This is a genomic window from Streptomyces sp. CLCI03 (assembly GCF_053615355.1).
In genome coordinates, this window is sequence record NZ_CM132132.1 from 6,791,905 (window position 1) to 6,811,875 (window position 19,971).

25 protein-coding genes are annotated in these 19,971 nt (G+C 69.4%); 17 read left to right on the forward strand and 8 right to left on the reverse strand.

Going from position 1 to position 19,971, the window contains the following annotated elements:
- Nucleotides 1-258: 258 nt before the first annotated feature.
- From mug to ACWG52_RS31400, 3 genes are all read right to left on the reverse strand, one after another.
- Nucleotides 259-813: a G/U mismatch-specific DNA glycosylase gene (gene mug / locus ACWG52_RS31390; RefSeq protein WP_386129381.1), complete on the reverse strand. Its 555-nt coding sequence runs from the start codon at nucleotides 811-813 to the stop codon at nucleotides 259-261.
- Complete coding sequence (purB, locus tag ACWG52_RS31395) at nucleotides 810-2,243, reverse strand: adenylosuccinate lyase (RefSeq protein WP_389808455.1); 1,434 nt, start codon at nucleotides 2,241-2,243, stop codon at nucleotides 810-812. Before purB ends, mug begins: the two co-directional genes overlap by 4 nt.
- A gap of 217 nt (nucleotides 2,244-2,460) precedes the next feature.
- Nucleotides 2,461-3,198, reverse strand: coding sequence for a GntR family transcriptional regulator (locus ACWG52_RS31400; RefSeq protein WP_453126564.1), 738 nt, complete (start codon nucleotides 3,196-3,198; stop codon nucleotides 2,461-2,463).
- 192 nt (nucleotides 3,199-3,390) lie between these two features.
- On the opposite strand from ACWG52_RS31400, the gene ACWG52_RS31405 reads away from it, so the two are divergent.
- The 16 genes from ACWG52_RS31405 (at nucleotide 3,391) to ACWG52_RS31480 (ending at nucleotide 15,017) form a co-directional block, all read left to right on the forward strand.
- Nucleotides 3,391-3,624, forward strand: coding sequence for a helix-turn-helix domain-containing protein (locus ACWG52_RS31405; RefSeq protein ID WP_453126566.1), 234 nt, complete (start codon nucleotides 3,391-3,393; stop codon nucleotides 3,622-3,624).
- Nucleotides 3,621-4,202 (forward strand): DUF6907 domain-containing protein, encoded by a 582-nt coding sequence (locus ACWG52_RS31410; RefSeq protein WP_453126567.1) that lies wholly within the window; start codon nucleotides 3,621-3,623, stop codon nucleotides 4,200-4,202. Before ACWG52_RS31405 ends, ACWG52_RS31410 begins: the two co-directional genes overlap by 4 nt.
- A complete protein-coding gene (locus ACWG52_RS31415; protein ID WP_453126569.1) occupies nucleotides 4,199-4,576 on the forward strand; it encodes a DUF6907 domain-containing protein in 378 nt (125 codons plus the stop codon). The genes ACWG52_RS31410 and ACWG52_RS31415 overlap by 4 nt, the downstream gene beginning before the upstream one ends.
- A complete protein-coding gene (locus tag ACWG52_RS31420) occupies nucleotides 4,573-4,782 on the forward strand; it encodes a hypothetical protein (RefSeq protein WP_453126570.1) in 210 nt (69 codons plus the stop codon). The genes ACWG52_RS31415 and ACWG52_RS31420 overlap by 4 nt, the downstream gene beginning before the upstream one ends.
- Before the next feature lie 79 nt (nucleotides 4,783-4,861).
- Complete coding sequence (locus ACWG52_RS31425) at nucleotides 4,862-5,056, forward strand: hypothetical protein (protein WP_453126572.1); 195 nt, start codon at nucleotides 4,862-4,864, stop codon at nucleotides 5,054-5,056.
- Nucleotides 5,053-5,247, forward strand: coding sequence for a hypothetical protein (locus tag ACWG52_RS31430; protein ID WP_453126574.1), 195 nt, complete (start codon nucleotides 5,053-5,055; stop codon nucleotides 5,245-5,247). Before ACWG52_RS31425 ends, ACWG52_RS31430 begins: the two co-directional genes overlap by 4 nt.
- Nucleotides 5,244-6,161, forward strand: coding sequence for a hypothetical protein (locus tag ACWG52_RS31435; RefSeq protein WP_453126576.1), 918 nt, complete (start codon nucleotides 5,244-5,246; stop codon nucleotides 6,159-6,161). Before ACWG52_RS31430 ends, ACWG52_RS31435 begins: the two co-directional genes overlap by 4 nt.
- Before the next feature lie 87 nt (nucleotides 6,162-6,248).
- Nucleotides 6,249-6,761 (forward strand): plasmid transfer protein TraA, encoded by a 513-nt coding sequence (gene traA, locus ACWG52_RS31440; protein WP_453126578.1) that lies wholly within the window; start codon nucleotides 6,249-6,251, stop codon nucleotides 6,759-6,761.
- Nucleotides 6,762-6,776: 15 nt separating this feature from the next.
- A complete protein-coding gene (traB, locus tag ACWG52_RS31445; protein ID WP_453126580.1) occupies nucleotides 6,777-8,780 on the forward strand; it encodes a plasmid transfer protein TraB in 2,004 nt (667 codons plus the stop codon).
- A 401-nt stretch (nucleotides 8,781-9,181) separates the two neighbouring features.
- Nucleotides 9,182-9,403: a helix-turn-helix domain-containing protein gene (locus tag ACWG52_RS31450; protein ID WP_453126582.1), complete on the forward strand. Its 222-nt coding sequence runs from the start codon at nucleotides 9,182-9,184 to the stop codon at nucleotides 9,401-9,403.
- Entirely contained in the window at nucleotides 9,393-9,656 is a 264-nt protein-coding gene (locus ACWG52_RS31455; protein WP_453126584.1) for a DNA-binding protein, read from the forward strand. The genes ACWG52_RS31450 and ACWG52_RS31455 overlap by 11 nt, the downstream gene beginning before the upstream one ends.
- 298 nt (nucleotides 9,657-9,954) lie before the next feature.
- Complete coding sequence (locus ACWG52_RS31460) at nucleotides 9,955-12,273, forward strand: DUF3987 domain-containing protein (protein WP_453126586.1); 2,319 nt, start codon at nucleotides 9,955-9,957, stop codon at nucleotides 12,271-12,273.
- A gap of 253 nt (nucleotides 12,274-12,526) precedes the next feature.
- Nucleotides 12,527-13,465 carry a hypothetical protein gene (locus tag ACWG52_RS31465; protein ID WP_453126588.1) on the forward strand — a complete coding sequence of 313 codons (939 nt, stop codon included), beginning with the start codon at nucleotides 12,527-12,529 and terminating at the stop codon, nucleotides 13,463-13,465.
- Entirely contained in the window at nucleotides 13,458-13,688 is a 231-nt protein-coding gene (locus tag ACWG52_RS31470) for a hypothetical protein (RefSeq protein WP_453126590.1), read from the forward strand. The genes ACWG52_RS31465 and ACWG52_RS31470 overlap by 8 nt, the downstream gene beginning before the upstream one ends.
- A 704-nt stretch (nucleotides 13,689-14,392) precedes the next feature.
- Nucleotides 14,393-14,677, forward strand: a complete 285-nt coding sequence (locus ACWG52_RS31475) for a hypothetical protein (protein ID WP_453126592.1) — start codon at nucleotides 14,393-14,395, stop codon at nucleotides 14,675-14,677.
- A gap of 103 nt (nucleotides 14,678-14,780) precedes the next feature.
- A complete protein-coding gene (locus ACWG52_RS31480; RefSeq protein WP_453126594.1) occupies nucleotides 14,781-15,017 on the forward strand; it encodes a hypothetical protein in 237 nt (78 codons plus the stop codon).
- A gap of 667 nt (nucleotides 15,018-15,684) precedes the next feature.
- On the opposite strand, the gene ACWG52_RS31485 is transcribed toward ACWG52_RS31480, so the two are convergent.
- The 4 genes from ACWG52_RS31485 to ACWG52_RS31500 all read right to left on the reverse strand — a co-directional run bounded on the left by ACWG52_RS31485 (nucleotide 15,685) and on the right by ACWG52_RS31500 (nucleotide 17,486).
- Nucleotides 15,685-16,116, reverse strand: coding sequence for a hypothetical protein (locus ACWG52_RS31485; protein WP_453126595.1), 432 nt, complete (start codon nucleotides 16,114-16,116; stop codon nucleotides 15,685-15,687).
- A 492-nt stretch (nucleotides 16,117-16,608) separates the two neighbouring features.
- Nucleotides 16,609-16,839 carry a hypothetical protein gene (locus tag ACWG52_RS31490; protein ID WP_453126597.1) on the reverse strand — a complete coding sequence of 77 codons (231 nt, stop codon included), beginning with the start codon at nucleotides 16,837-16,839 and terminating at the stop codon, nucleotides 16,609-16,611.
- A 38-nt stretch (nucleotides 16,840-16,877) separates the two neighbouring features.
- Entirely contained in the window at nucleotides 16,878-17,072 is a 195-nt protein-coding gene (locus ACWG52_RS31495; protein WP_453126598.1) for a hypothetical protein, read from the reverse strand.
- 270 nt (nucleotides 17,073-17,342) lie between these two features.
- Nucleotides 17,343-17,486, reverse strand: a complete 144-nt coding sequence (locus ACWG52_RS31500; protein ID WP_453126599.1) for a hypothetical protein — start codon at nucleotides 17,484-17,486, stop codon at nucleotides 17,343-17,345.
- A gap of 334 nt (nucleotides 17,487-17,820) precedes the next feature.
- On the opposite strand from ACWG52_RS31500, the gene ACWG52_RS31505 reads away from it, so the two are divergent.
- Complete coding sequence (locus ACWG52_RS31505) at nucleotides 17,821-19,008, forward strand: site-specific integrase (RefSeq protein ID WP_453126600.1); 1,188 nt, start codon at nucleotides 17,821-17,823, stop codon at nucleotides 19,006-19,008.
- Between the two features lie 148 nt (nucleotides 19,009-19,156).
- Here ACWG52_RS31505 and ACWG52_RS31510 read toward each other — a convergent pair whose 3' ends face one another.
- Nucleotides 19,157-19,936: an SGNH/GDSL hydrolase family protein gene (locus tag ACWG52_RS31510; protein WP_389808458.1), complete on the reverse strand. Its 780-nt coding sequence runs from the start codon at nucleotides 19,934-19,936 to the stop codon at nucleotides 19,157-19,159.
- Nucleotides 19,937-19,971 lie beyond the last annotated feature (35 nt).

A 19,971-nucleotide genomic window follows, 5' to 3' on the forward strand; every position in this document is an offset into this window, starting at 1 on the left:
GACAAGCCGTGAGTGATCTATGCCGCACTCCGGATGCCCGCGCCGTCCGAGTACGGCAATACGGCCCGCCGGCGCATGAGCCGCCGGACAGCTCCTAGGTCGTCTCTTTCGGATCTTGCCGGGCCCGGCCCGCCCGACACGGCACCTCGCCGCGTTGTCGGAGCACCCGAGTACGTCCAGTACACGAGCGCCCCTCCGCCTTGCGAGGCACCGCACCGGACGACCCGGGCTCGACCGACAAGATCCGAAAGAGACGACCTAGTCGTCGCCGGCTTCGGAGGCTTCCGCGGCCGTTCGGAGGCGGGCGTACTCCTGGGCCATGGACTCGGCGGTCCAGTGGGCGTTGAGACCGCTCGGGTTGGGGAGGGCCCAGACGCGGGTGGCGCCGATGGTCCGCTCCTGGGGGCCGATCTGGGCCTTCCGGTCGCCGAATGCGGTGCGGTAGGCCGTGACGCCGACCACCGCGAGCCACTGGGGGCGCAGCAGTTCCACCTTGGCCGTCAGGATGCGGCCCCCTTCGCGGAACTCCTCGGCGCTCAGTTCGTCGGCGCGGGCCGTGGCCCGGGCCACGACGTTGGTGATGCCGAGGCGATAGGTCAGCAGCTCTTCCTGTTCCGCGGGGGCCAGCCGGCGAGGGGTGAAGCCCGAGAGGTGCAGGACGGGCCAGAAGCGGTTGCCGGGGCGGGCGAAGTGGTGGCCCGTCGCGGCGGAGAGGAGTCCGGGGTTGATTCCGCAGAAGAGCACACGCAGACCGCCCGCGACCACGTCCGGGAGGACGCGGTCACGGGCGGCGTTCAGCTCGTCGGGGGTCAGAGGATCGACCCCGGCGCGTACCCGGCGGCCTCCGGGTGCTGCTTGGCGATCGCCTCGATACGGGAGACCACCACCGCGACCTGGTCGCCCGCGGCGCCCGTGAAGGACAGCTTGTCGGCCATCAGGGCGTCGAGCTGGGCCCGGTCCAGCGGCATCCGCTCGTCGGCGGCCAGCTTGTCGAGCAGCTCGTTGCGCTCGGCGCCCTGCTCGCGCATGGCCAGCGCGGAGGCCACCGCGTGCTCCTTGATGACCTCGTGGGCGGCCTCGCGGCCCACACCGGCCCGCACCGCGCCCATCAGGACCTTGGTGGTCGCGAGGAAGGGCAGGTAGCGGTCCAGCTCGCGGGCGACGACGGCCGGGAAGGCGCCGAACTCGTCGAGGACCGTCAGGAAGGTCTCCAGCAGGCCGTCGAAGGCGAAGAAGGCGTCCGGCAGAGCCACGCGGCGGACCACGGAGCAGGAGACGTCGCCCTCGTTCCACTGGTCGCCGGCCAGCTCGCCGGTCATCGAGGCGTAGCCGCGCAGGATGACCATCAGGCCGTTCACACGCTCGCAGGAGCGGGTGTTCATCTTGTGCGGCATCGCGGAGGAGCCGACCTGGCCGGGCTTGAAGCCCTCGGTCACCAGCTCGTGGCCGGCCATCAGGCGGATCGTCTTGGCGATCGACGAGGGGGCGGCGGCCAGCTGCACCAGCGCGGTGACCACGTCGTAGTCGAGCGAGCGCGGGTAGACCTGGCCCACCGAGGTGAAGGCCTCGGCGAAGCCGAGGTGGGCGGCGATCCGCTGCTCCAGGTCGGCGAGCTTGGCGGCGTCGCCACCGAGCAGGTCGAGCATGTCCTGGGCGGTGCCGACGGGGCCCTTGATGCCGCGCAGCGGGTAGCGGCCCAGCAGGTCCTCGAGGCGGGCGTAGGCCACCAGCAGCTCGTCCGCCGCGGTGGCGAAGCGCTTGCCCAGCGTGGTGGCCTGCGCGGCCACGTTGTGGGAGCGACCGGCCATGACCAGCTCGGCGTGCTCGCCGGCCAGCTTGCCGAGGCGGGCGAGGACGGCGACCGTGCGGTCCCGGGCGAGCTCCAGCGAGAGCCGGATCTGCAGCTGCTCGACGTTCTCGGTCAGGTCGCGGGAGGTCATGCCCTTGTGGACGTGCTCGTGACCGGCGAGGGCGTTGAACTCCTCGATACGGGCCTTCACGTCGTGCCGGGTGACCTTCTCGCGCTCGGCGATGGAGGCGAGGTCGACGGTTTCGAGAACACGCTCGTAGTCGGCGAGGGCCTCGTCCGGGACCTCGATACCGAGGTCCTTCTGGGCGCGCAGCACGGCGAGCCACAGCCGCCGCTCCAGCGTCACCTTGTACTCGGGGGACCACAGGACGGCGAGCTCCGCGGAGGCGTAGCGGCCGGCCAGGACATTGGGGATGCGGGGCTTGGCAGTCACGTGGAGGGAGTTTACCTGCCGTCCATGGAGGACCGCACATGTCCATGCCGCGCAGGAAAATGCAGGTCACGGGCGCATTACGCAGCACTCTGTGTGTAGGTCTGTGATACGTGTGTGAGATGCCTGTCGTAGCAAAAGACGAAGGCCCCGCCGGTCATCCGGCGGGGCCTTCTTTGCGTTGGGGTGGTGCTGCGCTGCGCTCATCCCCACCTCATCGTCAGTCGAGGTCGTACTCAGACATGAGTTCGCGGCCAGGCGCGTGATAGTCGACGGCGTACTCGGTGGGTTCACCGTGCTGGTCCCAGTACCGGTTGGTGACCACGAGGACGTCACGGCCGGCCTGTACGCCGAGGAGCGAGGCCACCTCGTCGGGTACTGCGCGGACGGACACGGCGTCGCGCCGTCGGGTGGCCCGGCGTCCGGTCCGCTCCTCGATGAGCCCGAAGGTCATCGAGGGGAGGGGCTCGGCTCGCGTGAACTCGGGCAGCTCGCGTGCCAAGGTGCCCGCGATCCAGGTGGAGGACACCGCAGAGACTCCCGCGGTGTCGACGTAGCGTCGGCGGCGCACGGCGACCAGGTCGCCCACGTTCAAGCCGAGGGCATCGGCGACCTCCTGTTCGGCCGGCGTAGTGATGCCGAGCAGGATCTCGACCCGCTCGCCATCGGCAAGGCCGGTTCCACCGCCACGGAGCATGGACAGCCGGTCCGCGCCCCGTGTCAGCGGGGCGGGCGTCCTCACGAAGCTTCCTCGCCCGGGAACGGTGTCGATCCATCCCTCGTCGCGGAGCACGCCGAGCACTCGGGCCGCCGTCGCACTGCTCATGCCAGTGCTCTCCACGAGCTGGCGTGCCGAGGGGGCGGCCCCTCCAGGCTGCAGCTCTCCGCTCTTGATGCGCTCGATGATCTCGTTAGCCGCCTCCCGGTAGACCGGTAGCCGCTTGCCTTCCCCAGCCATCCAAACTCTCCCTTCTTAAGACACCTTACGAAGCCTCTTGACATGACAGAGCCTCTTAAGACACCTTAGTGCCATGCCCGGCGGAACGACAGGCCGGGACAAGTCAGGCATGCAAAAGGCCCCGACGGGGGGGTCCCGGTGCTACCAACACCGAGCCCGTCAGGGCCGCGCATCGAGCCTTGGAGAAAGCAGATGCAGGAGAACTCTACCCCCGTGCGCCCTGGCGCCGGGGCCCTCAAGGTCAAGGACGTCGCCGAGTTCCTGGACGTCGACAAGTCCACCGTGTATGTCGCCGTCCGGACAGGCCTGATCGGCTCGTACCGCGTCGGCGTCGGCCGCGGCACCATCCGCATCCCCCGCTCCGCCCTCAAGGCCTACGCCGACGAGCGCGGCATCCCTGCGGCAGAGCTGGGGGTGGCGCTGTGAACGCGATCCCCGCCGACCTGCCCCGCATGTTCCGTCCGGAGCCGAAGCTGTCCGCGGTCCCGACGCAGCCGACGGCCAAGTCCCGCGAGGTCGTCGAGCAGGAGGCCGCGCAGCGCTCCGTCGACGCGCAGTTCCCCCTCGTCGCCGAGCTCGTCGCCAAGCCGGTCCCCCGCACGTGGACGTTCATCGACCGCACCACCGACAAGCTGCAGGAGGTCACCTGCCTGGCCGGCTGCACCGTCGACCACGACGGCGACCGTGAGACGCCGACCCACCCGTATGACGTCTGGTGCCAGACCGACCCGTCCAACGTGTACCTGCCCCTCACCGAGGGACCCGGCAACGTCGAGGAGTTCCGCGTCCTGTCCGCGTACATCCGGCAGGAGCCGTTCTCGAAGCACATGCACGAGCGCGTGCCGCACGCCCAGGTCGAGATCGTCGACGACCACTTCATGGAGAGCCTGGACCCCGACGGCCTGGCCGCGGTCATCCTGACCCTCGAGGCGCAGCTGGCCGGCTTCCGCAAGGTCCACGCCCAGCTGACCGAGCTCCGCGAGCAGGGCCGGGTGCAGCTGTGACCGCCCCCCGCATCGTGTCGGTACGAACGGTCGACCACGGCGTCGTCGAGGTGCCCGAGCCCTCCTGGTGCGCCATCGCCCACCGGGACGACATCCACCGGGCGGACATCCACCACCAGGGCGTCGAACAGCCGGCCACGATCCACATCCCGGGGACCGGGGACGTCACCCTGCTGACGGCGTTCCTGTCGCAGTACCCGTACTCGGAGCACGGGCACCGCGGGGTGTGGGCGGCCGTCGAGATCGAGGGCGAGCACTACGAGTTCGGTCCCGCCGGCCTCGGCGATCTGGCCGCCACCCTCACCGCGCACGCGCTGTACACGCTGCTGCCGCTACGGGCCCGCCTGCAGTCGCTTCAGGAGGACGAGTCATGAGCGCCTACACGCCGCTGTACGGTCCCGGCGACGAGCAGGCGATCGAGTCCGTGACCGTCAGCCGTCGTCTCGCCCGCCAGGCGCTGGACGAGCAGCAGTCCGCGAACATCCACGACCACAAGGCCATGCTGCGAGCGGCCGTCCACCTGGACATGGCGCTGAGGCGGCTCGTCGACAGCCTCGACGCCCAGGACGGAACGTCGTGAGCGCCCCGAAGGCCGCCTCCACCGCATGCGACTGGTGCGGGCAGGGCGGCAGCGACCCGATCGAACCGCAGGACGGCGAGTGAGCTCGCACTGGCCGATTCGCCGGCCGACGGAGAACGCCGCGCTGCGTTCCGTCGGCCGGTCGGCCCGGCCCCTCCCCGAGATTCCGGCCCTGATGGCCGCCCTGATCGTCGCGAACCGTGCCTCGGATCGGCACGGCGCCAACCTGGCCGCCCACCGTGTGGTGCGCGTAGCCGAAGGAGTCTCCGAATGAGCACCCCGGGAATGACCGCCCGCGCCGCACAGACGGCCCGGCAGCTGCTCGCCAAGTGCGAGCAGTTCGACTTCGAGAACGCCACGGACCTCGACCTGTGCCGACTGATCGGCAGCCTGCAGGCCAGCCTTCAGATCCTCCTCCTCGCCATCTCAGAGCCGACCGACGACAAGAACGGAGAGGCCCGATGAAGTTCATCAAGGAGATCCGGCACCAGCTCGTCGACCGGACCATCGACGGCACCACGAACCAGGTGTCGGAGCCGTACACGGTCCGCATGCCGAAGCTCCCCAAGGACAAGGACCAGATGGCGCTCGTCGGCGTCAGCGGCCTCGTCCTGGCCCTCACGCTCGTCGCGATCGTCTGGTCGACGCACAGCATCGGCAACCTGCTGGGCGGTGGCGTCGGCTACGCGGCCGGCATGGTCTTCGACGCGGCGTGGCTGGCCGTGCTGCTGCTGGAGTGGCTGGCCCGCTTCGACCCGGCCAAGCGGGACTTCCCCCGCAAGGTCGGTTGGGCGCTCGCCCTCGTCGCGGCGGCCGCCATCTTCCTCGAGGGGATGCTGGCCGGAGGCTGGCAGATGGCCGCGGTCGGAGCGGCCGTCTCAATCGTCGCGAAGGTGCTGTGGTGGGCCGTCTTCAAGCACATCGACAAGGACCTGTCGCCGGCCGACTCCCAGTGGGTGGCCGCGGAGATGTCGAAGGCGAACGCCAAGCTCGCCATCGCCGGTGTCCGCCGCCAGGCAGCGAAAGCGGAAGTCGCCGCACGCCTCGAGCTGCTGGCCGCCGAGCGGGACCTGAACGAGCTCGCCGGGCTCGATTACTTTCCCGGTGCCGGGAAAGTGATCACGGCCGAACAGGTCCGCGAACACGACCACGGTTCGGGGCTCCCCGAACCGGTGTTGAACAGGGCGAACACGGTTCGCGAACAGGTCGAGCAGGGCCCGAACATCTCGCACCTGGCGCGCGTCGAGCTGAAGGCCGGAGCGTCCCGCGAGGAGGCCGTCGAAGCGATCCTCGCCAGGGTTCCGGACGCCAAACAGGCATCCGTCGAGGCGACCGTGCGACGGGAGCGGAACAAGCTCGACCGCGCCGCCTACCGGTAGAGCCGGCCCCTTCCGTCCCCCGCGCCGAGCGTGCGTGGGGGTGCGGTGGGAGCCGGGATCCACCCGGACCGAGCTGGAGGACATCTGATGCCGATCAACGGGCAGCGCACCAGCAGCAACCCGCAGACCAAGGGCGGCAGCAGCAAGACCAAGCACGGGCCCTCGTTCAGCTTCGGCCCGAACATCAACGTCAACTCGACCAAGACCACTACGACCGGCGGCGGCCAGGGCCGGGGCGGCAACTACGGCCGCTCTCAGCTGATGCTCCCCGACCCCGAGTTCGGGTCCGCGGCCGAGCTGCGGAACTACTGCAACACCCTCCGCGCGTTCGGCGTCCACGCCTCCATCGAGGTGATGGTCGCCGCCGAGATCCTGCAGGCCGCCCTGTCCCAGGCCAGCGGCCTGAAGGACGACAACTTCATCCAGCACAAGCTGAGGGCCCGGAAGGTCGCCCGGAAGCTGAAGAAGTCCGGCGAAGCCCTCGCCGACGCGGCGGCCCTGGCCGCGGCCACCTACGCCGCGTTCCAGCGCGAGTACGCCGACATCATGTCCGCCCGCACCCCGAACCGGCCGGCACAGGCCCGCCCGTTCCAGTACTGAGAGGAGGCACCCCCCATGACCGGCAAAGACATCGAGCAGCGGCACGAAGACCAGCTCAAAGGCGGTTCCGACAAGGGCGGCATCAAGGGCTACCTGCTCCACCGGGCGAAGCCGTACCTGCCGCCGTGGCTCGGCGTCGGAACGGTCGGCATCACCGGCGCCGCCGCGAACCTGGTGTGGGAAGGCGACACCGGCATGGGGGTTCTCCTCACGCTCGGCTCCGTGGCCCTGACCGGCTCCACCTGGTGGGCCGCCAGGTCGACGGGCAAGGAACGGCGCCTGCACTCGGCCATCACCGTGGCCGCCGGCTCGTCCTGGTTCACGTCGGCCGCCCTGTTCGGGCCGAGCTGGGACATGTGGTTCGTCGGCGGGATCGTCGGCGCCCTGTCGTGGAACGTTCGGCAGATCATGCGCCGTGACCCCGACGGTGCCAAGGCGGCATCCTCCGACGGCGGTCTGCTGGAGAAGGTCGGCCTGGCCAAGGCCAAGTTCGGAGAGGCCAAGGTCGAGCCGAATCGGGTGACCGTACCGCTGGCCCTTGAGGGTGGCGAGCAGACCAACGAAGACGCGGCCCGTGCCCTGGCCCGCATCGCGTCCGCGCTGGATCTGCCGACCACCGCCATCCGCTACAGCCCCGACCCCGACTCGGCCCGCCGCGGCGACCTGGTCATCGTCCCCATGGACATGCTGTCCGAGATCGTCCTGTGGGAGGGGCCGGCCCTGCCGGGCGGCTCGATCGCGGACCCGCTCGTCATCGGCCGATACGACAACGGCGACCCGCTGATGATGTGGCTGCCCGCAGACGTTCCCGCCGGCCGCAACGGGACCCACCTGCTCATCGCAGGTGGCACCGGATCCGGCAAGGGCGACGGGGCCCTGAACGTTCTGACAGAGATCCTGTCGAGGAAGGACGTCGTCGTCTGGCTGTCCGACCCGAAGAGCTTCCAGGACTTCCGCCCCCTGCTGCCCGGCATCGACTGGGCGGTCGAGGCGGGAGCCGGCACCGAGGCCATGGTCGAAGCCGTCCAGGCCGTCATTCCCGCCCGCACCCGCTGGCTCGGCCTCCACAAGTACCGGGCCTGGGAACCCGTGTGCGCCGGCACTCAGGACAACCCCCAACACTCCTGCAAGCCGAATGGCCCGTGCGGCTGCGAGGGCATGCCCTACCTGGTCACGTGGTTCGAAGAGGCCGCGAACACGCTGCGCGCCCTCGGCGACGACGCGTTCACCGGCATCGCCCAAGAAGCCCGCTCCGCCGGCGTCTCCCTCGTTGTCTCGCTCCAGCGGCCCAGTCACGACCAGATGTCGACCAGCACCCGCGCGTCGTTGCCCTCGGTCCTGTGCTTCGGAGTCGACAAGCGCGACGAAGGCTTCGCCCTGCCCGACGAAGTACTCGACGCGGGCGCCCACCCGGGCGTCTGGGGCAACCGCCGCCCCGGTTACTGCTACCTCGTCACCCCCGGCGTGGACGAAGCCCTGTACGCGTCGCCCGCCCGGACCCGCCGCTTCACCTGGGATTCCGTGTCTTTGATGGAGACGCTGGCCGCATGGGCCGGTCGGAACGGCGCCAAGCCCGACCCGATCACCGCCGGTGCCGCCGCATCCGTCGTGGGGAAGGCGTACACGGAACGCGCCCGCCATCAGGAGCAGAACTCGGTAGCCGACGAGGACGAGGAGACGACCGTGAGCCGGCTCGACGACGAGGACCTCGACATCGACCCGCGCGAGGAACTGCCGCCGCCGCGGCCGGGCGAGGAGGACGTCCCCTTCGGGCAACTGGAGGGGCGCGACCTCAACGCGGACCAGGCGCGCGATGTCCTCGAGGAGATCCTCGCCGAGTACGAGAGCGCGGGCACCATGGTGATCGGTCCGGTCGACGTGTTGAAGCACGGCGAACGGCTCGGCCGGAAGCGCGGATGGGTCTCCGGAGAGCTGCAACGGCTCATCCAGGACGGCCGCCTGGCCATCACCGCCAAGCCCGGCCGGTACCGGATCGTGCCCGCCATGGCCGACGCCTGACACCCCTGACACCTCTGACGCGTCAGACCGGTCTGACACCCATTCTCCTAGGCGGGAGCGGGTGTCAGGCGGTTCTGACGGTCGGCCTGACACCTTCTGACACCTGACCTGTCGTTACGGCTGACAGCGAAGCACGAAAGATCCAGCCGAGAGGGACTACCCGTATCGGCTTCCCGGTAGTACAGTTCTCGGCCAAAGAGAACACCGAGTTCTAGCCCCCAGGGGCGCAGCCCGACCGACACGGACGGGCAGCCGAATGGCGTTGCGCACGCAAGGGCGAACGGCGGGACCCAGCCACCGACACGGCAGGCGGGAACCCCCCGACACGGGAAGCCGAGACGACTGAGACCGAAGACCGGTCAGTCGTGCTCGGCGTTCGTGTTTTCAGGAGACACATCCCGATGGCTCGGCACTTCTCAGGCCGCCGCCTCCGCGAATCCCGCAAGGCCGCAGGCATCTCCATCGAACTTCTCGCGATCACCATCGCCCGCTCCGCCTACTCCATCCAAGAGTACGAGCGCGGACGCGTCACACCACCCATCACCGTCCTCGCCGCGATCGCCGACGCCCTCGGCCGGTCGATCGAAGACCTCCTCACCGAAGAGGAAGCCCATGCCGCGTAACCGCATCGCCGCGCTGCCCACCGGGGCCAAGACCACGAAGACTCAGCCGACACTCGCCGAGGTCCGCACCTGGCCGGCGACAGTGAGCATCCCCATCGCCGCCAGCGCACTCGGCTGCAGCAGGCAGCATCTGCTCGACCGCATCAAGCAGGGCGACTCGCCCGTCAAGACCATCCCGTTCGGCAGCCGGTACGTCGTCATCACCGCAGACCTCGTCCGCCTGCTGTCCGGGGAGGAGCGAGGAGCCGCATGAGCCAGAACGCAAAGACGCCCCGGCTCGTATCCGGGGCGTCTCAGGAAGTCTCCGCCGGCAGCGGGTCGACTGCTACCAACGTACCGCAGGGTGAACCCCGTCGCGTAGAGGGTCGCATTGATACCTACCGTTCCCGGTCCCACAAGTGGCACCGACAGGTGAAGGTCGAGCGGTGCCCTGGGTGCGGACACCCGCACCTGCACCGCGCGCCGCTGCCGCTCGTCCGCTCCGTCCTGAAGACCGGCCCGTGCGGGACCACTTACGTGGTGGTCCTCCGGACTGATCCGGCGGTGGCCGCATGAGCGCATACCGGCGCGTCATCGACGCGCTGAACGCCAAGGGGAGCAAGGGCCGCGGCAACTCTTGGCAGTGCGTCGCCCACGAGGACAACGCGCCCTCCCTGTCGGTCACTAACGGCACGAAGGGCGTGGCCATCTACTGCCAGGCCGGGTGTCCCACAGAGGCCGTCGTCGCGGCCCTCGGCCTGACCATGGCCGATCTCTTCGACGAGCCGCTGCAGCAGCGGGAGCGACCCAAGGTCGTCGCCGAGTACCCGTACACCGACGAGCACGGCGAAGTTCTGTACCTGGTCCGGCGCATCGAGCCGGGCTACGACGGGGAGCGGAAGACGTTCCGGCAGTACAAGCCGGACAAGACCCCGGGCGTCGCCGGGATCCGCCGCGTGCTCTACCGGCTGCCCGAGGTGCTGGCTGCTGCCGCGGCCGGCGGCCCGGTGTTCGTGGTCGAGGGCGAGAAGGACGCCGACAACCTGAGGGAGACCGGCGCCACCGCCACCTGCAACGTGGGAGGGGCGGGGAAGTGGCACGACGACTACACGCGAGCCCTGGTCGGGGCTTCCGAGATCATTGTGATCCGGGACCGCGACGAGCCGGGCGCCAAGCACGCCGCGACTGTCGTTGCCTCCGTTGGGGCCGCCGGAATTCCCGTCCGGGTGCTGGAGCCGGCCCGCGGTAAGGACGTCTCCGACCACCTGGCCGCGGGGCTCGGATACGAGGATCTGCTCACCCCGGATTCGCATCCCACAAATCCCAAAATGGCAGTGCCATCTCAGGGGGCGGGACCGGACCCGAGTTCTGGGATTTCTGGGACACAGATCCTGGATGGAGGGTGGGACGAGCCGGTGTCCCTGGCCGCCGCCCCGGTACCGCCCTTCCCTGTGGCCTCCCTCGGGGGACTGGGTGAGTTCGTTACTGCGGCTGCCGCGTCCCTGCAGGTGCCCGTCGACCTCGTCGCGTTCGCCGCGCTGGCCACCATCTCCACCGCGACCGGTGGCCGGCGCCGTGTGCAGGTGAAGGCCGACTGGCAGGAGTCGACCGCGCTCTACCTGGCCGCCCTGGCCGACTCTTCCGAGAAGAAGACCCCGGCCCTGAACGCCGCTGCCGGGCCGCTACGTGAGATCGAGGAAGAGCTGATGGAGGCGGCTCGCCCCGACGTCGAAGCGACCGCCCAGGAGATCCGCATCACCACGGCCCGCATGAGTAAGGCCGAGCAGAACGCGGCCAACGCCGCCCCGGACAAGCGCCTCGAGGCTGAGGCAGATGCGGAGGCGGCCCGTGTGAAGCTCCTCGAACTCGGCGACGCCCCCGAGTTGCCGCGGCTCCTGGTCCGCGACATCACCCTCGAAGCGCTCGCCAAGCGCATGTACGAGCAGGGCGGCCGGATCGGCTCCCTCGCCTCCGAGGGCGGCCTGTTCAAGGTCGCGGCCGGCCTGTACGGCAACAACGGCAAGGCCAACACCGACCTGCTCCTGGAGGCGTACACCGGCGGCCCGTACACCATCGACCGCACCGGTCGGGCCTCCGCGCGGATGGCGCACACGTTCCTGGCCCTCGGGTTGATTGTCCAGCCGGGCATCATCTCCGGACTGGAGAAACAGAACCCCGAGTTCAGGCAGTCCGGTCTCCTGGGCCGCTTCCTGTATGCCAAGCCCGCCCCGACCGAGGAAGACACCTTCGACTCCCCGTCCATCCCGGCGCAGCTGTCCAGCGCCTACGACCACCGGATCCGCGACCTCATCAAGCAGGTGTGGGCCAGCCCCGACGTCCTCACGATCGAGCTGTCGGCTCCGGCACGGCAGGCGTTCGGCGACTTCTACAATGCGTTCGCCAAGCGGCGGAAGCCCGGTGGCGACCTGCACGACCTGGCCGACTGGGCCGGCAAGCTCCGTGGCCAGCTCATCCGCATCGCGGCCTGCCTCACCCTCTACGAGGACCCCGGCGCCCGGGAGATCAGCCACCAACGCATCACAGACGTCATCGCCATGGCCCCGTACTTCATCGCTCACGCCCGAGCCGTCTTCGACCTCATGGGCAAGAACCGCGAAGGCGCCGTCAAGCCCCTCAGGGACGTCCTCGCCTGGCTCAAGGGGCGCAACAACCCAGGGGACTCCTTCTCTGCCCGCGACGCCTGGCAGGCACTCAAGGGCCGCGAGTGGGCCACGGAGATGGACGTCATGAACGACGTCCTCCTGCAGCTGGAGGAATACGGCTGGCTCGCCCTGATCCCGCCGCCCGAGACCGGTCGGCGCGGGCGCAAGCCGTCCCCACGCTTCGACGTCCACCCCTACATCGCCAGCCCGAAGGAGATGGCGAAGTGACTCGGACGCGGCGGCGGGAGCCGCTCCTCTGCGAGGCCTGCAGTACTCCCGTTCGCCGCGGCAAGTACCGGCTGTGCCCCACCGGCTGCGGCGCCCGCCTCCACACCGACCGGCACAGCCCCTGTACTGACGCGCACGCCCCCGTCTGCCCCCGCTACCAGCCCCATCCGGAGTCCCAGTGACCGATACGGAAGCCATCGCGACACAGCCCGGAATCACCATCCCCTCCGCCGCACCTGACGAAAGGAACGCCATGACCGACGAGCTCACCAGCGCACTCCACGCCATCCCCGGCTACGACGACCGGGATCGGGCCGTCGCCACCATCAACGAACGCCTCAACGCCGTCCGCACCGCCACGTTCACCGTCGACCCCAACGCGATGGGCCTCCTGCCCGCCCGACAGAAGCTCACCGAGCAGATCGTCGACCTCGCCGCCGGCGGCCGATTGCCCGACGACCTCGCCGCCCACAACTGGGGTTCCGCCTGGCGCGACAGCATGCGCCTCGCCGAGAACCAGAACCTCCTCGCCGTCCTCACCGAAGCCGCCCAGCGCGCCGAAGACGCACGCCAGTTCCACATTGAGCAGAACTCCGCGCCCGCCTTCCAGCACCTCCACGAGCGGCTCCAATCCGTACTGCAGGACACGCGCACCACCGGACCCACCCCTGAAAACGTTCAGGCCTACACCGACACCCGGGCCGCACAGACCAACCTCACCATCCAGGTGATGAACCCCGGCCCGCCGCAGTACCGGACCAACATCCGCCCCACCCTCGACCTCCTGTTCACCGCCGGAGAGATGGCCGACCAGTTCGAGCAGTGGCCCCGATGGACCAAAAATGGCAAGCCCGGCAGCCCGCAGGACAGGGAGACTCCGCCCTGGCCGCTCGAAGACCGAGCCGGCCGCGACAGCACTTTCGGCGCGGTCGCCCCCGACGTCAGGCGCCGCGACTACTCACCCGCCTACCTCAAGTGGGCAGCCGGCAGCAGCGCCCACTTCTGGGTGCCGACCATCCCCCAGCTGCAGGCAGCAGCACGACGGCACCAGGCCCTCGAAGACGCCCGCCTCGTACACGCCCAGGCCGTCAAGCAGCAGCACCTGCCGCCCTCCCGCTGGACCATCCCCGCCGAACTGTCCCTGCCCGCCATGCTCGCCACGTTCACCGAGAAGGAGCACGCCCATGCCTGACCAGAAGCGCAGCACTGCAGCGGGACGCGAACTGTGGCGAGAGCTGCACCCGACCCCCACGGAACCCGGCGTGGACACTGACGACGCCGACCAGAGTGAAGGCAGAACGAACATGGACCGCGGCCGCCAGATGTGGCTCAGGCGCAAGGCCGGCGGGGTGTTCGCGCTGGGCCCCGAGCCGCTGGCCCCTGACGTCACGCCTGACCACAACGACGCGGCCTGACCGCCCTCAGACCCGACGTCAAAGCCACCCGCGCGGATGCTGATTCCGTTCCTGCCGCACGGGAGCCATGGGCGTGAAGCATGCGTCACCCCAGCGTCGACCACGACCCCGGCCGCCACCAGGCGCCGGGGCTTCGTGGCTCCCTGGGCCCCCCTCCCACCCCCCACCCCCCTGAAGACCGGAGAGGTGCTGCGGCTGAAGCTGGGTACGGGTCTGGGGGATTCCGGCCTGAGAGGGCCCTGGAGGGGGTCTCAGGCCGTCGTTCGTGGCCCTGGTGGCGGTTCAGGGGGTCTGGTGGCGACGGTCGGTAGGAGCCCGACAGGGCGCTCCGGGCATTCACCCGATAGGGCAAACATGCAGGTCAGAGCCTAGATTGCCGTTACAGCAGGCGGTATCATGGGGGTATGAACACACGGCGGTGCGAGCAGTGCGGCGACCATCTCGCCGCCCGGCATGCCCACAACGCCCGCTTCTGCTCGGGCCGCTGCCGCACCGCCGCGTGCCGAGCGCGTCGGACGGTTCCGGCGGAGCTGACGTCTCGCCCGCGGTGGATTCGGCACACGGCCCGCAAGGTGCCCCTGACGGCCGCCGGGCGTGCGGCCAGCAGCACGGACCCTGAGACGTGGTCGACGTACCGGTCTGCGGCTGTCAGCAAGGCCGGCGTCGGGCGGGGGTTCGTTCTGAACGGCGACGGCATCGTTTGCGTGGACCTGGACCACTGTCTCGACGAGTCCGGCCAGCCGCTGCCTTGGGCGCAGCGGCTTCTGGACCTGGCTCCGTCGACGTGGGTCGAGGTTAGTCTCAGTGGCGACGGCCTGCACGTGTGGGGGTTCGGCAGTCTCGAGCGGGGCCGGCGGCTGCCGGTCGGTGGTGGCACCGTCGAGGTGTACGGCGACGGCCGCTTCATCGCCGTGACCGGCCGGTCGTTCGTCGATGCCCCGTCGCGCCTGGCCGGCATGCAGCCGCTGCTCGACAGCCTGGGCATGTGAGGCTCTGACGGCTCTCAGCCGTGTTGTGTGCACCGGGTGTCGAGTACACCGCCCTCCGGGCGCTCGGCGTGCTGGACTGACCGCAGCCCCGCACGCTGGACGCATGGAGCATGCGCCGATCCTCGTGCACCGGATCTCCCCCACCGGCGGCCGGCGAGTCGTCATCCGCATCCACGGCGTCGACACCGTCCTCGGCGTGGCGTACTCCGACCGCGACCTGGTCGAGTTCCTGCGGCGGATCGAAATCCCCGACCCCGACGAGCTCGTCCACGGCGACTCCGAGGTCATCGCTTGGCAAGGCGGGCGGCCGCACGTGTACGAGGACGAGGCTGAGGAGTGAGCGGCCCGCTGGTCGACTTGGCCGTATCGACGAGCGTCTGCGCGGACGCCCGATCACCGACCGAGAAACAGTCGGGGTTCTGGAGGATCGCGTTCGCGGCCTTGAGGGTCTGCGGCCTATAGGCGACCTGCTCGGCGTTATACGTGGACTCGGTTTCACCCGCCGTGCGCGTCGGGGCCTGAGCGACAACGTCCGCAACCAGCTTCTGGGCTTCATGGCAGCCAGCCGTTGACGACGATGCAGCCCGGTCGCGGAGCTCATGGATCTCCAGGTACTGGACAACGAGTCCCGTTGCCATCGCCCCTACCGTGACGCCGACGGCAGCCACCGCCCCAATGCGGCCCCAGGTGCGCCGCTGCTGCTGCTCGGGCTCGCCTGCCGGTATCGGCTGTCCTGCATCCCCTGCTGCCCTCCCGTGGATCCGGGCACATCATAAGTCCGGCCTGCCGCGGGGCTGGACGCGCGGCAGGCCTCCCGTGGGGAGGGCCGGGAGGGACGCCGGCCCCGGGGGGGGGGGGGGGGGGGGGGGGGGGGGGGGGGGGGGCGATGGATGCACCGTAAACCCGCAGGCCGTCGGGGCGGTAGGGATATGACAGGGGTAGTTCCGGATGCGAGAAAGCCCCCACCCGCAGGTGGGGGCCGTGGTGGTACCTGGCGTAAGGTGCCGCTAAGCTCCGGATCCCCGCAATAGGGGATCCGTGCCTACCTCGCGCCGCGCCTGCTCGGTAAGAGCCTGCCGAGTTGCGGACACCTCGCCCTTCAGGCGTACATACTCGGAATCCTGATCGGCGTCATGGCTAAGCACAGCGCTGCGGTCACCGTCCGACACCAGCAGGTTCTCGACTACGTAGAAGTCCAGCTGCTGCTCTGCGCGTGAGAAGGCGCGCCAGCGCTCCTCGACGGCGGGCGAGCCGAACAGTTGGACTCGCGCGGTTAGGTCTCGCCTGAGCTTCTCTCTCTCGTCAGCCCAGCCGTACTGCTCGAAGGCGCCGTCGTCATCCCTGTGTGCGACCTTCCCGCCGCCATCGCGCAGAAGGTCCTGGTACATCGTGGCGCGCTTGTCCCACAGGTATTGCACGCGCGTGGCGCGGCGTTGCATTCGCGCCTGCAGGTAGGTAGTTGTACCTCCGCCGACGAGAGCGATGGCACCACCCAGCGCAACACTCCATAGATCTGCCACTGAATCCCCTCCCTAAGCTGACCGCAGGAGCATACGAGGGCCAGCGCTAACGTTCCCTTAGGCGGTGGTGCGACTGACCCTCACTACACTCGTGGCTTTCGGACCACGCGGAGGAGCAGTCATGGAGCCAAGTCCCGACAGAACCTGGCGAGTAACAGCCTTCGGAGCGGACGGAGGTCAGGCATCGCTTGACTGCGAGAGCGAACACCGTGCGCAGAACCTTCTTCGTGGGTTCCTGTTCGACACGAATGCTGAACGCGCACGGGTGGAGGAGTGGGAAGACGGCCGCTGGCGGCCACATGAAACCCTCACCAAGCAAGACCTGCTGTGACCGACCCGCGACCGGGCCCCGCCTGCTAGGGCGGGGCCTTTGCCGCCACCCCAGGTCCCCCAGGGTGGGCGCTGTCGTGCCTACTCTTCCTCGCGCTGGTCCGCGAGGAATGTGATCAGGGATTCGGGCTGATGGAAGCTATAGCCGTCGTCTGCGGGCCACTTCGTACCGACCACCAGGACGTGGGCGTCGACCATGCCCGGGACGATGTCGGCCGGCAGTGCTTCGTCTCCCTCGAGTTTCAGGATCCTCTGGTGCGTGGGCTCGTCGAGGGTGTCCCACCAAGCTTGTATTCGTTCGCTCTGTTCCATGCTGCGACGATACGACTGCTGATCCCTGTATGCCGGGACTAGTTCACGATGTACGTCCAGCGCTGCCGCCGACCGAGCCAGCCTCGCCAGGTGACAACCACGGCGTAGTCCAGGGCGCTGCCGTAGGTCGCGGCCACCAGGACCGGCACGGGTTCCCCCGGTGACACCAGACTGACCCGCGCTTCCGTGTCGACGTCCGCCGCGTTGGCGGCCGACCCGACTCGGAAGTGCACGTCACGGGCCTTGCCGCTGCCTGAGTTGACGACCCGGGAACGACCGTGTTCAGCCAGCTGCAGCTCCCACGTGATCGCGCTCCGCCCCCTCCACCACACTGCTACAGACGCGACCGCAGCCACTCCGGCGCCAGCGGCACCCGCCCATGTCGCCCAATCCCCTGCTTCCATGCGTGCGATCCTCTCGCGTTCCGCATCCCAGCGACAGCCCCAGGAGCAGCAAGGGCCCCGCGAGCGTGCATCGCGGGGCCCCTTGCCGTGAGGGCCGGGCTACTCGGGGCAGTCGATCGGCTCGCCCGGAACGGTGCAGTGGACGGGCGGCTGCGGCAGCCCCGTGAGCGGGTGCGCGAACTCCGCAACCGGACGCTTGCAGTGGATGCAGGACGAGATGAGACGGGCTCCGTCGTGCGACATGAGATCCTCCTGGCTGGTTGGTGCTCAGTGCCAGTGGATGATCCGGGCTCGCTTTTACAAAGCCTCCCAAGGACCCTTGGAGAGTTGCAGCGAGGCGATGGCTGGAGAACAGAAAGGGGCCGCGGGAAGTGCTGTTACGGGCCCTCAGCAGCGCCACCTGCCGCGCGTCTCGGGACTCTGAGTCCGGCGGACACGCTCCCCATCTCCCGGCGATCCGATGTGATCGCCGCTGGGTGTCATACCCCTGCCTCAGGCTTGGCGGACGCGACACACTGTCACTAGCACCCGGCTCGGCGACTGCTCCCGCCAGCCGTAGCCGCACGGAAGGGGCGACATGGCAGAGCCGAAGAAGATCGTGCTACGTGACGGCAAGGTCCGATACCGGACCATGGTCGACGCCGGTCGGGATGAGAACGGCAAGCGGATCCAGCTCACGATCACCAAAGACACCAAGAAGGAAGTCCTCGCGGAGCGGGCGCGGATCCAGGCCGGTCGCGACGCGGGCACGCTGATCGTGCCCAACAAGATCACGCTAGCTGAGTGGCTGGATCAGTGGCTGGAGTACAAGCAGCGGGACGTCGAGGAGACGACCATCCGCACCTACCGGCTCGCCCTGGTGCACGTCTACGACGAACTCGGGCACATCCGCCTGCAGGAGCTCACCGAGGACGACGTCCGCGACTTCATCGACGAGCTGGTCGCCGGAGGGCGCAGAAGGGGCGGGGAGCGCGGCACCCGCCTCGCTGTCAGCACTGTCGACGGAGTCCTCACGCGGCTCCGCGGGGCCCTGGCCCGGGCCGTGGTCCGCAAGCTTGTCGCCGTCAATGTCGCCGCTGAGGTAAGGCCGTCACTCGCCGACAAGAAGACCGACAAGCGCGAGCGGGGCCGAGCCAAGCCGTGGACCGTGGCGGAGGTGCAGACCTTCATCCGTGGGATCCATGAGGACCGGCTCTTTGCGCCGCTGCTGCTGTCGCTGATGGGTCTGCGGCCGGCTGAGGTCTGCGGTGTGCGCTGGTCGGACGTCGACCTCGAGGTGGGGCTGCTGTCCATCAACCAGACGCGGACGATGATCGGCAACCATCGCGTGCTGGAGAAGGACACCAAGACCGCATCCGGCGAGCGAGTGCTCCCGCTGCCCCGCGGCCCCTGGGAGGCGCTCCGCGCTCTGCGCATCCGCCAAGCGCAGGAGCAGGAGAGGGCGGGGGAGGGCTACACAGACTCCGGCTACGTCGCCGTCGACGAGCTGGGCGTCCCGCTTAACACGCGGCAGCTGCGCGAGTACGCCTACGACTTCATGGCCACCCTGGAGCTCCGCCGCGTGCGGCTGTACGACGCGCGGCACTCGGTCCTGAAGGCACTCGCTCTGAGCGGGGTGCCCGACGTCATCCTCGCCGCGTGGGCCGGCCACACGAACGCGGCCTTCACTAAGCGCAAGTACGTGTCCATCGAAGCCGAGGACATGAGGGGCGCGGCTGAGGCCCTTGACGCCTTCCACGGGGGAGATCAAAAGGAGCTCGTGTGAGAGATTGTGAGAAACGATCTATCGCAGCGTTTCTCACATTGCCTCTGATCTGCGTAGATGAATTCTGGCGTAGAACAGTGGAGGGATTCTACTTGGGCCACGGCTGTGTGTTTACGCAGGTAGGGCCACCACTCGGGATTGTGGCTTGCTACGAGGCGCTGTCCTCGTACGGCAGCAGCTCGGGGCGCTTGGCCGGGCGGCCGTCCCCGGAGGAGCGGCCCGTCAGGCGGCGGCCGATCCAGGGGAGCAGATGCTGCCGGGCGAAGCTGAGGTCCTGGGCCCGGCGCACGCCCCAGCCGGGGGGAGCCTCGGTCGGCAGTGCGGTGCGCCAGTCCTGTTCGGCGGGCAGACCCAGCGCCTGCCACACGGCCTCCGCGACCCGGCGGTGGCCCTCGGCGGTCAGGTGCAGCCGGTCGACGTCCCACATCCGGGGGTCCGCGAGCACGGAAGCCCCGTAGAGGTCGACCACCACGGCGCCGTGCCTGGCGCCGAGCTCCTCGATGGTGGCGAAGAGCTCCTCCATGCGCGGGCGGAAGCGTTCCATGACCGGCCCGTTGCGCCCCGGGGAGCGCATCAGGACGAGGCGCTTGCAGGACGGGGCCAGGAGTTCCACCGCCGACTCCAGGTGGTCGCGCACCCGGCCCATGTCCACCTTGGGGCGAAGGGCGTCGTTCAGCCCGCCCACCAGGGTCACCACGTCGGCGCCCATCGCCGCCGCCACGGGGACCTGGTCCTCGGCGATCTGGCCGATCAGCTTGCCGCGGACCGCGAGGTTCGCGTAGCGGAAGCCCGGCTCCCGGGCGGCGAGGCGGGCGGCCAGCAGATCCGCCCATCCGCGGTAGGAGCCGTCCGGAAGCAGGTCGGACATGCCCTCGGTGAAGGAGTCACCGATCGCGACAAAACTGGTGTAAGAGGCATTCATCTCCATGGCGGAGTGATGTTACCGCGCGGTACCCCGGCCGC